Origin of the sequence: Paraburkholderia sp. CNPSo 3272 (assembly GCF_024206495.1) — a bacterium.
Lineage (GTDB): Bacteria > Pseudomonadota > Gammaproteobacteria > Burkholderiales > Burkholderiaceae > Paraburkholderia.
Genome location: NZ_JAMBPQ010000001.1, coordinates 337,270 through 349,376, shown reverse-complemented (window position 1 = coordinate 349,376; position 12,107 = coordinate 337,270). Strand labels below are relative to the sequence as shown.

Here is a 12,107-nt window from a genome sequence, read left to right as displayed (position 1 = left end):
TCGTGCGCCGCTCAGCAGTGGCAGGTTCGCCGTGAATACGAGTAGCCGTTTCGCCTTTGCCGTTCACGTGCTCGCGCTGCTGGCGCAGCAGGAGGGTGTGCCGCTGTCGTCGGAGATCATCGCCGGCAGCGTGAATACCAATCCCGCGCTGATTCGCCGGCTCCTGTCGATGCTTGCCAGCGCGGGCCTCACGACGTCGCAACTGGGAGCGGGCGGTGGCGCGCTGCTGGCGCGCGAGGCGCAGGCGATCACGCTGCTCGACGTCTACCATGCGGTCGACGACGCCCAGTTGTTCGCCATGCATCGCGAGGAGCCGAATCCGGCCTGTCTCGTCGGGCGCCATATCCAGCAGACGCTGCGCGGCGTGATAGACGACGCACAGCGCGCCATGGAGGCGTCACTGGCCGCCCGCACGCTCGCGGACGTCGTCGACGACATGGAGCGCAGCGAGCGCAAGCTCGAACGCGCGCGGGCGCGGCGCGCCTGAGCGCACCGCACGCTGCCAGTTTCATCAGCGGGGCATTGCCCCGTTTTTTCACCCCTGAAATGTAACTTCGGTAGTTACATAAATACGGAAACAGGAGTCAGTTCATGAGCAAGACGCTGAAAATCGCCCTCTTTGGCGCAACGGGCATGGTCGGTTCGCGCATCGCCGCCGAAGCGGCGCGCCGCGGCCACCAGGTGAGCGCGCTGGTCCGCCAGCCCGAGCGCGTGGCGGCCGTCCCGAACGTCCACGCGGCGAAGGCCGATTTGCTGGACGCGGCGAGCATCGCTGCCGCGGTGCGCGGCCACGATGTAGTGGCGAGCGCCTACGCGCCGCCCAAGGATCAGCTCGGCGACCTGCTGGTCGCGAGCCGCGCGCTCGTGGAAGGCGTGCGCGCCGCGGGGCTCAAGCGCCTCGTAGTGGTGGGCGGCGCCGGCTCGCTGGAGGTCGTGCCCGGCAAGCAGCTCGTCGATACCGAAGGCTTCCCCGACGCCTACAAGGCGATCGCGCTCGCCCATCGCGAGGCGTTCGACTACTACCGCACGGTCGCCGACATCGACTGGACCTTCTTCGCGCCGGCCGCGATCATCGCTCCCGGCGAGCGCACGGGCGCGTTCCGCACGGGCGCCAATACGCTGATCGCCGATGCGAAGGGCGAGAGCCGCATTTCCGCCGAAGACTACGCGATCGCCTTCGTCGACGAGCTGGAGCAGGGCAGCTTCATTCGTCAGATCACAACGGTAGCCTACTGAGGCGCGAAGCGGCGGGCCCTGCGCTGACAAACTGTTACGCACGCGCGAGGCGCGCAGAGTTGGAGTGCGGCTAAACTGGAACGTCCTTTTTTTGCCCCTCCGCCATGACTACCAGCATCGGACGCGATGGCGCGGGCGCCGGGCCGTCGCGCATGCGCATCGACCCAGCGGATCGTGCACTTCTTTCGCGCGCTGCGCCGGCGCGCTGGTGTGTCCGCGCGTTCCTGCGCGCGCTCATGCTTCTCGCCTGCCTCGCGGCGTGCCTCACCATGCCGCTGCGGGCCGCCGCCCAAGCCGCGCCGGCGCCCGTGCTGCCGGTGCTCAAGAGCATCATCACCGGGGCGCCGGCGGGTGCCTCGGGGGCTTCGGCGGCCGAAGCGGCCTCGGCGCCGTCACCGGCGAGCCAGGCCGAGTTCACGCGCTCGCTCGACAGTGTCATTAGCACGCTCGACAACGAGCGCCAGCGCACCGCGCTCCTGAATCAGCTCAAGAAACTTCGCAGCGCTTCGCAAAACGTAGGGCCCGCGCCCGCTTCGGGCCCGGCGGCGAACTCGGCGGGGCTGCTGGGCGCGATTGCGTCCGGACTCGCCTCGGTCGAGTCGGACGCGCGCCGCGGCCGCAGTCCGTTCCACTACTGGGCTGGGCGCTTCAGGGCAGCCGGCGTCGAGCTTTACGACATTGCCTCGGCCGGAGAGGGCGAAAGCCCCGGCCGTATCGTGTTCGATCTGTTCGCCATGCTGGCCGGCTGGGGCGCGTGCGCCGCGGTGCTGCGCTGGATCGAGCGGCGGCTGCTCAGGCGCTTCGATGTCGAGACCGGCCTGCGGCCCGATCCGCGCACTATCGATCTGCTGATTTTCGTCGTGCATCGTGCGGCGCCATGGATCGTGGCGTTCGTCGGCGCGCTCGTGGTCGAGCGCTCGCTGCCGGACGCGCTCGGGCGCACGCTCGCCCTCGTGATCGCCTACGCGATCGTCGCGGGTGCGGTGTTTTCTTCGATCTGCCTGATCATGTTTTCGCTGTTCGGCTCGGGCCACCGGCGCGCGGCCGTGCGCCTGCTGATCGCGCGCTCGCGCCGGCTGCTCTTTGCGATCGGCGTGCTCGCGGCGCTCGGCGACGCCGCCACCAATTTCGAAGTCGCGCGCCAGCTGGGCGCGAACCTGGCCGCACTGGTGAGCACCGCCGCGAACATGGCGGCCGCGGTGCTGACGGTGGTGTTCGCCTTTGGTTTCCGGCGGCCGGTCGCGCATCTCATCCGCAATCGCAGCTATTCGCTGCGCCACCGCCACAAGGCGCTCACCGAAGTCCTCGACGTGCTCGCCTCGCTCTGGCAACTGCCGATGCTGCTGCTCGCCGGCGCTTCGATCGTCGCCACGTTCGGCGGCATCGGCAGCCGCGACGACGTGCTGCAGATCTCGGTGGTCTCCGCGCTCCTGCTCGTGCTCGCGTTCTTCCTCTCAGCGGTCGTACTGCGCATCACGCGCCCGAACCCCGCGCGCGTACGGCGGCGCTCGCCGTATCTGCGGCGCCTGCTGCGCTTTGCCGGCACGCTGCTCGTGGTGTTCATCTGGTTCGCGTATTTCGAGTCGTGTGCGCGCCTCTGGGACATTTCGCTTGCGGCGATCATCGAGGCGAACGTGGCCGCGCGCGGCATCGCGCACGCGATCTTCGCGATCGTGTCGACGGTGTTCCTCGCCTGGCTCGTGTGGATCACGATCGATACCGCGATTCTCGAAGCGCTCAATCCGAGCGGTCCGCGCACCAAGGGCCGCGCGCCCAGCACGCGCGCGCGCACCATGCTGCCGCTCGTGCGCAATGCGGTGCTCGTGACGATCCTCACCACCACGGGCATCGTCACCGCGGCGAATCTCGGCATCAACGTCACGCCGCTGCTCGCCGGCGCGGGCGTGATCGGTCTTGCCATCGGCTTTGGCGCGCAGTCGCTGGTGGCCGACCTCATCACCGGTCTGTTCATCATCATCGAGGAGACGATTTCGGTGGGCGACTGGATCGACATCGACAACGGCCACGCGGGCACGGTCGAGCATCTGTCGATCCGCACCGTGCGGCTGCGCGACGGGCAGGGCGCGATCCACGCGATTCCGTTCTCGCAGATCAAGATCGTGAAGAACCTCTCGCGCGATTTCGCGTTCGCCGTGTTCGAAGTGCGTGTGCCCTTCTCGGTCGATCTCGATACGGTCACCCGCATGATTCGCGAGACCGGCGCGGAACTCGTGGCCGACTTCCGCTATCGCCGCGAGATACTCGGGCCCGTGGAAGTGTGGGGGCTCGACCGCTTCGACCCGAACTGGATGGTCGTCAAAGGGCAGATCAAGACGCGGCCGCTGCAGCAGTGGAGCGTGGCGCGTGCGTTCAATGCGCGCCTGAAGCGCCACATGGACGAAGCCGGCATCGACATGCCGGTGCCGCAGATGCAGGTGCACGTGTCCTCGCGCAGCGGCGAAGTCGAGGAGGCGCATGGCCATCCGCATCCGTCTGGCGTGCATGTGAGCGGCGGCGTCGCGCGCGATGCCTCGCACGAGCCGCGGCCCGCACCCCCGCCAACGGCGGGCCCCGAGGGCGCGCCGCCGCAGATTCCCACGGCGGGCAGCCGCGGCTGAAGGTCTGCGTCGCCGCTCGGGACAAACTCAAACGCACCTTCTCGCGCCGCGGTTGCGCTGGCGCCGGGCGGCTGCCCGGCGGCCTTGCGCAGTCAGACGGTAAGCAGTGCGAAGGGGGCAGCCGCGTCAAGAGGCGAGCGCCGGCTTGCGCACGAGCGGCAGCACGTCGTTGACCTGCGTGCCGATGTGTTCGGCGGCGACGCCGTAGACATGCAGCGAGACGGCGCGCGCGTCGCTGCCGTTCGAAAGCCGGTGAATGCCGGTGCGCCCGCGTCCGCCGAACGACACCGCGCCGCTCGCGCGCGGATGCGAGCGAACCACGTCGGCGCCCTGACGTGCGTCGTCCCACGCGTAGAGCGTTTCGGTCAGCGTGCCGTCGAGCACGGCGTAACCGCACCAGGTGTGATGCGCATGGATCGGGCTCGCGTGGCCCGGCTGCCAGACGAGCGCCGCGACCGTGTAGCGGCCGCGGCTGTCGGCCGCGATGACATGACGCCGGTACGTCTGCGCGCTGCCTTCGCGCTGCGCAGGCGTGACGAGCGCAGGGTCGGCGAGCGCACGCGTGAGCGCCGCGCGCAGGCCGCGCGCGAAGCGGACGCAGCGCGACGGGTCGCCGGGCATCGCGCAGCCATCGAAGGCGGCGTCGATTGCGGCGGTGAGGCGCGCGACGGCGGCGGCGTGCTGCTGCGCGGTGTGGACGGCGTTCAGCAGGGCGAGTTCGGCAGGGGCGTTCATGGCGTGTTCTTCTTGCAGTTTCTACAAGAAGATTTATAACCGTTCGCGCCTGGAAAGAGTTTTCCTATTCTTTTCTCGTTTGCCCACCGTGTAGAATAAATTTCTACGCTTCGGGGAGTGCGGAAATGGATCTCATCGACAGAAAGCTGGTTGAGCTGCTGCAGCAGGACGCGACCATGCCGGTCGCGGAATTGGCGCAACGCGTCAATCTTTCGCAAACGCCGTGCTGGAAGCGCGTGCAGCGCCTGAAGGAAACGGGCGTAATCCGCGCGCAGGTCGCGCTGTGCGACCCACGCAAGCTCGGCGTGGGGACGACGGTGTTCGTCGCCGTGCGCACGAACCAGCACACCGAGGCATGGGCGCAGACTTTCACGCGCGCCGTGCAGGAGATTCCCGAAATCGTCGAGGCGTATCGGATGAGCGGCGAGACCGACTACCTGCTGCGCATCGTGGTCTCCGATATCGACGACTTCGACCGCGTCTACAAGCAGCTCATTCGCGCCGTGCCGCTGTTCGACGTCAGTTCGAGCTTCGCGATGGAGCAGCTCAAATACTCGACGGCGCTGCCGGTGCGCAGCGGCGCCTAGCGTGACCTGGCGGGCCGCGGCGCAAGCCGTCTGCAAGGCATGGCGGCGTAGAATGCCCGTTCCTGTCATCCAATTCGAGGCTGGGCACGACCGATGAACGAACCGCGCAAGAAGAACCCCACCGTCGGCGTTGCCGTGCTCATCGTCGTGGTGGTGCTGTTCGTGATCGGCACCGTGCTCTTCAACGCGCTCAAAAGCAAGCGCGAGTACGACGAGACCGTGGGCGCCGGCGCGGCGCATGCATCCGCGAGCACGGCCGCCTCGCAAGCGAGCGGCTCGACGCAGTGACGCGCCGGGCCGTCTCCTGCTTATTCCTCCGGTAGTCGGATGATGCTCGCGTCCCGGCGAATCAGCCAGGACGCCGTGATCATCTGCTTGCACTGGTGGGCGAGCAGCTTGAGTTCCTGCGGCAGTTCCCCGGCGGCGCCGAGCGCGCGCTCGGCTTCCACCACCATCGCATCGAGTTCGCGCGTGAGCTGCTTCGTGATGTCGGCCTGATCGGCGGGCGCAGGCGTGCCCGCTTCTGCGGCGACGAGGTTCTCGCGCACGCACGAAAGCGCGCGCTCGAGCGCGTCGAGCTTGACCTCCGGCTGGTCGGTCCGCGCCGTGCTGCGCAGGAGCGGGGCGGTGGCCGTGATCTGCGAAGCGAGCACGTGGCTGCGCACGAGCAGGTCGTTGAGCTCGGGCACGAACTTCTGCGCGGCCTTCGGTTCGAGCATCATGCGCTGGAACGCCTGGCCGAGATTCGCAAACGCCACGTGCACGTTCTTGCGCGCGAGCCGGTAGCGGAAGTCGCGCGCGAGCGACGGCGCCGCGGCGGCTGCTCCCGCTGTGGCCTGGGCGGTTTGCGCAGCGGCTTTCGCGCCCACGGCTGACACGGGCGAGCCGGGAGCGCCGGCGGTGGGCGAGTCGTCGAGGGTCGCGACGGCGGCGACCGGTTCGTCGATGACGCTCGCCGCGTTCGCCGAAGCGCTCGCCATGGCGCTCGCGCTGCCGGGCAGCGGATTCGCCACGCCGCCCGCAGCGGCTGCTAGCGTCGCCGTGGGCGTTGCGTGGGCGGCCACGCGCGCGCCGGCCTCGCTCACCGCGGGGCCCGCGAACGCCGGCTGCGGCGCGCTCGTGCGCCCGCTCCACCACCAGCTCGCCTCGAGATAGCTGCGCGTCGCGGCGATCATGTCGTGCACGAGCTTGCCCATCAGGCGGTATTCCCAGTACGGGAACAGATGGCTCGCGGCGATGGCGATCATGCAGCCCACCACCGTGTCGATCGCCCGCTCGCCGATGATGCGCATGCTGCCCGGCGCGAGCAGATGGAACATCAGGAGCACATAGGCCGAAGTGAACACCACACTCGCCGTGTAGTTGAAGAGCAGGAGGCTGTAGCTCATCACCATCGCCGCGAACATCGAGACGAGCAGCACGAGCGGCTGCTTCACGAGCAGGATCAGCGCAATGCTCGCGATACAGCCGATCAGCGTGCCGACGATACGCTGCGCGTTGCGCTGGCGCGTGAGCGAGTAGCCCGGCTTCAGGATGATGATGCTCGTCATCACGATCCAGTAGGCGTTGGTGAGCGGCAGAAGCCGCCCGAGCCAGAAACCCACCGCCACGGCGATCGTCACGCGCAGCGCGTGGCGAAAGCTCGGCGAGGCCATCGTGAGGTTCGAGAAGATCTGCAGCCAGGACACGCGGCGGTTCGTCACGAAGCGTGTGAGCGCCTCGTCGATACGCAACTCTGTTTCGGTCGTCGGTACTTCGCTCGCGAGGCTGCGGCGCATGCGGTCGATCAGGCGTGTCGCACTCCAGATACGCCGGAACGACGCTGAGATCGCCGCATAGGCCTCCGGATCGGTCGCGGCCAGGTCGCGTTTTTTCAGCAGCTCGAGTTCGTATTCGATGGCGCGCAATTCGGCCTTCACGTTCACGCTCGCGCGCGGCGCCTCGTTTTGCAGCACTGCAAGGCCGATGTCTTCGAGATCGGCGGCGGCCTTGCGGATCAGGTCGCGGTAGAACACGAGCAGGTCGGAGGCGCCGAAGGTGTTGCGCACGAGCGGATAGTCGGTGTGCGCGCCCACGAACAGCTCGTGCAGATCGACGGTGTTGATGAACAGGTTGAAGTGCATCGCGCGCCGCGCATCGATCTTGCCGGCCCTGAGCTTGGGCAGGTTGCGCAGCACGATGTCGCGTGCCGCGTCCTGGCGCTCGACGGCGGCGATCTGCTTCGCGACCAGGTTGCGGTAGCACTCGTCGAGATCGTTGTCGAGGTCGAAGAACTGGGCACGTGCGAGCAGGTAGTCGGCGCAGGCGAACACGCTTTCGGCGAGCGCCTGCTGCTCGATGCGATCGAGCATGAGCTGGCTGATCGAGGTCGACCACGCCGTGTACCAGAGGCCGCCCAGCAGAATCCACAGCGCATTGACGAGCGCGAGGTGCGGCGTGAAATGCTCTTCGAGCGTCATCACCATCATGAAGAGGGTGGCGAAGCTGATCTGCGGCCAACGGTTGCCGTAGACCACGATCAGCGAGAGCACGAAGGTGAGCGGCACCACGGTGGCCCAGAGCGCGATGGGACTGAAGGTGGCGAGGCCCGTGGCGTAAGCGGAGAGAAACCCGATGACGCTGCACGCGAGCATTTCGTTGCGCTTGTACTTGAGCGGCCCCGGCATGTCGACCACGCAGGCGCCGAGTGCGCCGGTCGAGATGGTGAAGCCCAGTTCGCTCTTGTGAAAGACGAACAGGCACAGGACGGCGGGAAGCGAGATGCCGATCGCGATGCGCAGACCGCCGTAAAAGTACTGGCTATAGAGGAATTTCCTGATTTCTACGGAGTAGCGCATCGACTGCCGGGGGAAGTTCGAGAGCGGACAGTACGCCGCGGATTGTGGCGCTGAGTCTAACGTATTTCGGGCGCGATCTGACCGCCGATGCGTGCCGGACTGGGCCGAGGGCGGCGCCGGCGTCTCAGTCCACGCTGAGCGTGCTCGGGTTCGTTGCCGCGGCCGCGTCGCCGAGCAGGCCGTGCGTGCCGTGAATGCGCCGCATGCGCGTGCGATACCAGAAGGTCCAGGCCATCAGGCCGCCGAACACGCCATAGCCGATGATCGGCGAGACGACGAGAAAGCGTTCGATCGGCCAGGTGGCGGCCAGATACGTGCGCAGTGCGGAATCGAGACAAAGCCCGAAGCCCCAGATGAACGTGAGCAGGCGCATGGCCGCCGCGAAGCTCGCGTTTTCCTTCCAGAGCTGTTCGAGCCGCGCGACGCCTTCGCGTGTCTCGCGCGCGACTGTCGCTCGCGTGAGATAGAAGACGAGCGGGCGCTTCGCGACAAGCGAGATCAGGAACGCGGCGCCGATCGCGCCCGAAGCGAGGCTTTCACGCATCAACAGCACGCGCGGGCTGCCGCCGAACGCCACGGCGACAAGCGAGAGCACGATGCCGAGCAGAATGACGGCGGAGAGCGCATCCACACGCCGAAAGCGCACGAGTTCGACGATGCTCCAGGCAAGCGGCGGCGCGGCCGACGCAATGAGGCCGCCGACTTCGCCCCAGTGCGGCTCGGCGAGACGGTAGGCGACCCAGGGAAGCAGCAGGTTGACCGCCAGTTCGGCAACGAATGCGGGACGCAGCTTCATGGGGTGCGCGCTCCTGAGGGTTCGCCCAAGGGAATGTCGCAAGTATGGTTCATGCGCCGCGCGGCGGCAAACTGGCTGCGCAGCGGGACGACGGCGCAGCGGCATTGCGCATGCGCGGCGGATTGGTTTGCCGCTTGCGCGATGGCATGTCACGCCTGTGTCATGCCGGTGCCGATTCAGGCGCGCTGTGCGACACTGCCGCGTGTCCGGCCCGAAGCGGCCTGCTTTCTTTCTGGTTGCCCATGACCGCACGCGCGCCCATCCCGTTGCAGGAAATCGAACTCGTCGCCGTTCGCGCACAGGGCGCGGGCGGCCAGAACGTGAACAAGGTGTCGAGCGCGATTCATCTGCGCTTCGACATCCGCGCCTCGTCGTTGCCCGAGGTGCTCAAGATGCGCCTGCTCGCGCTTGCCGACCGTCGGATTACGAGCGAGGGCATCGTCGTGATCAAATCGCAGGAATACCGCACCCAGGAACAGAATCGCGTGGCCGCGCTTGCGCGCCTCGAGGAGCTGGTCGACAGCGTCAGCGTGACGCGCAAGGCGCGCGTGGCGACGCGCCCCACGCGTGCCTCGAAGCTGCGCCGGCTCGACAGCAAGGCGCGCACCGGTGAGCTGAAGGCGGGGCGTCGGCGCGTAACCGATTAGTGATCCGGACCGGGCGGCGGATTGCCGGTCTGCGACGTGGCTAAACCCGGCACGCGCCACGGGTGCTCGCGCGGAAAGTCCGCGTTTGGCATGGCTCGGGACGCGCTGCGGCATGGGCTATTCGTGGGCGCTCCTACTGCGCGGACCTCACTGCTGCCTCTGAAGCAGGCGTTCGAGCGACGGCGGCAACCGCCTGGACTAGGTCGTCAAGTGTGGGGCGAGAGACAGAAACTGCGCGCATGAGCCGTGCCTGGCGCGGCGACGCATGCCATGGAAAGCCGGAGGAGGGGATGCCGCGAGTGGGCGCCCGCGTTGGATGCGAGCGCCTCGCGTGCCGCCTGCGGGCAGCACGGTGTGCCGTTCAGTGCGCCGTGTCGGGCACGTCGAGAATCAGGATGATGGTCCAGTCTGCGTCGCCCTCGTGATGGTATTGACGCTCCGCCACTATAAACGGCTGCTGCTTGCCAGCCGGGCCGAGAAACAGCACGTCGCCTTCCATCGGCAGGCATTCGATGGGGGGCAGCGCGAGGTACGCGTCCTGGTTGCCGCCGCGCGGCATCAGCTTTTCGATCTTGCGTGAGGCCGCTTCGGTCCATTCGATGTCGAGCTGGATGTTGCTCATTGCGTTTCTCCGCGCGTGGCGCGCACAAAAGGTTGGGTCTATGCCGACCGCGTCTGGCCGACCGCGTCTGGCCGACCGGGGCGTTTTCGAGGTGCGCGACTTTAGCATACCGCGCCGGCGCGTCGGCGCGGCGCCGATGCGCGCCAGGAGACCCCAAACGCAGCCAGGCGGCGCGGCGAAGAAAAAAGCCGATGGCGGCTAAACCGGCATCGGCTTCATCCCCGGGAAGGCGTTGTCCGCGGGCGCTGGGTTGCGCGCGGCCAGGCGTCGTCCGTTCTTACTGGGCAGGGGCCTTCTTGTGATGCGGATGCCCCGACTTGTGATGCATCATGGGCGCCGGCGCAGGCGCGGCTTCCTGTTGCTGCTGTAAAGCCTGCGCGCGTTGCAGGACGTCGTCGGCCTTGGCCGGGTCGGTGCTCATCGTGATGCCGTTATCCGACTGCGCATGCGCAGCGCCCGCCAGTGCGGAAAGTGAAATCAGGACTGCGAGGGACATTTTTTTCATCTCTACCTCCGAAGGAGCGGTTTATGGACCCAGCCGGTATCTGTCCAAGCAGGATGGACATGCCATTCTAACGATCAAATACTCGCGCCAGATGACATCACGTAAGCCGTTTTGCGCGGAAGTTACACCTCGTTACATATGGGGTCGTCGAACGGTCATACTAGAACCAGCCGATCATCCGATAAACATAAAACTGGGCAACCCCAATCGATTCGTGGAGCGCCGTTTCGGCGGACTTGAGATTCGCGATGCGCGGGAGCAGGCCGCGCTCGACCCGGCGCACGCTGGAAACCGCGGGCAGCGGGTCCATGTCGAAGCGCCGGAAATCGAGCATTGCACGGCGCATCTGGTAGGAGGACGTGACGAGCAGGAGCGTTTCGTCGTTCCCGGCGCGGACGATGGGCGCGACGTTGCGCGCGTTCTGATACGTCGTGAGGCTCTGGTTTTCCAGCACGAGGTCGGCACTCGGCACACCGGCGCGCAGCAGGTAGGGCGCGTAGTTGTCGGCCTCGGCGCTTGCATGGTGCTCCGGGTTGCCGCCGCTCACGATCACGCGGCACGCGCCGCCCGCGCGCGCGCACTGCGCGTACAGTTCGGCGGCAAGTGCAATGCGTGCGTAGACGTCGCGCGCGGGGACCAGTCGGCCGTCGCGGGATTCGGTGCCGCCGCCCAGCATGATGATGGCGGTGCGCGCGCCGAAGTGCGCCGGGCCGTTTTTCGCTTGATCGTAGGGAGTGCGATATAACTCCGGCTGGGCGATATCGAGCAGCACGGCGGTGAGCCAGCCGGTCGCGAGAAGCCAGAAGAGCGCGGCCGCGCAAGCCGCGACGCGCCAGCGCGCGCTGCGCCACAGCAGGCCGAGCGCAACAAATAGCACAAACAAAACGAATAGAATCAATTTGGATGAGGTAACGTATTGTTTTCGGGAAAATGCGCGTCCAACCGACCTTTGCGCCGCGAGCGTGGCGCGGCGTTGGCCGTGCGTGAAGCGGCGAAGCCGCTTCACGGGGGCCCGGATAACCTGCAGTCCCTGCCGCTGCACATCGCACGGATAGGGCGCGTGAGCCCGGCAGGGCACAGACTGCGCCGTTCTCAGGTCTGCATTGCGCCGCAGCCGGCTCGCGCGAGGCTCAATGATCGCAGGACTGCATTTTAAGAAAGAAGTGAGATGACCACGTATTCCAACGAAGCAGTACTCGAAGCGCTGAGGCGGGTGCAGTATCGGCAGGTCCCGTGGGCGCGTCGTCCTGAAGTATTCCAGTATTTGCGCGATCTCGGCATGATGGACATCGTCCGGCAGCGCACGGTTGCGCCGGCGCCGGGTTTCCATGCGCCGGTCGATATCGCGGTGCTGACCGATCGCGGTCGCGCTGAGTTCGCCCGGCTCGCTCGCGACGAGCGCACGGTGCAGTGGAGCGCGCATCGCGTGGCCGACTACGTCGCGGAGCGCGTGCTCCAATCCGGCCTCGAAGCCAGCCAGTAGCACAGTCTGTTCTCTTCGTCCCGCCAAAAAAAAGCCCGCAT

13 protein-coding genes are annotated in these 12,107 nt (G+C 67.1%); 7 read left to right on the top strand and 6 right to left on the bottom strand.

Annotated elements, in window-relative coordinates; all coding sequences use genetic code 11:
* Positions 1–31 precede the first annotated feature (31 nt).
* From M3I53_RS01730 to M3I53_RS01720, 3 genes are all read left to right on the top strand, one after another.
* Positions 32–487, top strand: a complete 456-nt coding sequence (locus M3I53_RS01730) for an Rrf2 family transcriptional regulator (protein ID WP_254314248.1) — start codon at positions 32–34, stop codon at positions 485–487.
* 104 nt (positions 488–591) lie between these two features.
* A complete protein-coding gene (locus M3I53_RS01725; RefSeq protein ID WP_254314247.1) occupies positions 592–1,236 on the top strand; it encodes an NAD(P)-dependent oxidoreductase in 645 nt (214 codons plus the stop codon).
* Positions 1,237–1,340: 104 nt separating this feature from the next.
* Positions 1,341–3,854 carry a mechanosensitive ion channel family protein gene (locus tag M3I53_RS01720; protein ID WP_375542445.1) on the top strand — a complete coding sequence of 838 codons (2,514 nt, stop codon included), beginning with the start codon at positions 1,341–1,343 and terminating at the stop codon, positions 3,852–3,854.
* 126 nt (positions 3,855–3,980) lie between these two features.
* Here M3I53_RS01720 and M3I53_RS01715 read toward each other — a convergent pair whose 3' ends face one another.
* Positions 3,981–4,589 carry a cysteine dioxygenase family protein gene (locus M3I53_RS01715; RefSeq protein WP_254314246.1) on the bottom strand — a complete coding sequence of 203 codons (609 nt, stop codon included), beginning with the start codon at positions 4,587–4,589 and terminating at the stop codon, positions 3,981–3,983.
* Positions 4,590–4,714: 125 nt separating this feature from the next.
* On the opposite strand from M3I53_RS01715, the gene M3I53_RS01710 reads away from it, so the two are divergent.
* The gene (locus M3I53_RS01710; protein WP_133184185.1) at positions 4,715–5,176 is read left to right on the top strand and encodes an Lrp/AsnC family transcriptional regulator; all 462 of its coding nucleotides are present in this window, start codon (positions 4,715–4,717) and stop codon (positions 5,174–5,176) included.
* A 93-nt stretch (positions 5,177–5,269) separates the two neighbouring features.
* Positions 5,270–5,464 carry a hypothetical protein gene (locus tag M3I53_RS01705; protein WP_254314245.1) on the top strand — a complete coding sequence of 65 codons (195 nt, stop codon included), beginning with the start codon at positions 5,270–5,272 and terminating at the stop codon, positions 5,462–5,464.
* Positions 5,465–5,484: 20 nt separating this feature from the next.
* Here M3I53_RS01705 and M3I53_RS01700 read toward each other — a convergent pair whose 3' ends face one another.
* Both M3I53_RS01700 and M3I53_RS01695 read right to left on the bottom strand, forming a co-directional pair.
* On the bottom strand, positions 5,485–8,013 hold the full coding sequence (locus M3I53_RS01700; protein WP_254314244.1) for an FUSC family membrane protein: 2,529 nt from the start codon (positions 8,011–8,013) through the stop codon (positions 5,485–5,487).
* A gap of 124 nt (positions 8,014–8,137) precedes the next feature.
* Positions 8,138–8,809, bottom strand: coding sequence for a VC0807 family protein (locus tag M3I53_RS01695; RefSeq protein WP_254314243.1), 672 nt, complete (start codon positions 8,807–8,809; stop codon positions 8,138–8,140).
* 242 nt (positions 8,810–9,051) lie between these two features.
* On the opposite strand from M3I53_RS01695, the gene arfB reads away from it, so the two are divergent.
* A complete protein-coding gene (gene arfB / locus M3I53_RS01690) occupies positions 9,052–9,456 on the top strand; it encodes an alternative ribosome rescue aminoacyl-tRNA hydrolase ArfB (protein WP_254314242.1) in 405 nt (134 codons plus the stop codon).
* Between the two features lie 361 nt (positions 9,457–9,817).
* Here arfB and M3I53_RS01685 read toward each other — a convergent pair whose 3' ends face one another.
* From M3I53_RS01685 to M3I53_RS01675, 3 genes are all read right to left on the bottom strand, one after another.
* Complete coding sequence (locus tag M3I53_RS01685) at positions 9,818–10,078, bottom strand: DNA-binding protein (protein ID WP_133184189.1); 261 nt, start codon at positions 10,076–10,078, stop codon at positions 9,818–9,820.
* Positions 10,079–10,355: 277 nt separating this feature from the next.
* A complete protein-coding gene (locus M3I53_RS01680) occupies positions 10,356–10,583 on the bottom strand; it encodes a hypothetical protein (protein ID WP_254314241.1) in 228 nt (75 codons plus the stop codon).
* Between the two features lie 160 nt (positions 10,584–10,743).
* Positions 10,744–11,466 (bottom strand): YdcF family protein, encoded by a 723-nt coding sequence (locus M3I53_RS01675; protein ID WP_254314240.1) that lies wholly within the window; start codon positions 11,464–11,466, stop codon positions 10,744–10,746.
* A 285-nt stretch (positions 11,467–11,751) separates the two neighbouring features.
* Between M3I53_RS01675 and M3I53_RS01670 the strand changes: the two genes are divergently transcribed.
* The gene (locus M3I53_RS01670; RefSeq protein ID WP_254314239.1) at positions 11,752–12,066 is read left to right on the top strand and encodes a hypothetical protein; all 315 of its coding nucleotides are present in this window, start codon (positions 11,752–11,754) and stop codon (positions 12,064–12,066) included.
* The last annotated feature ends 41 nt before the right edge of the window (positions 12,067–12,107 follow it).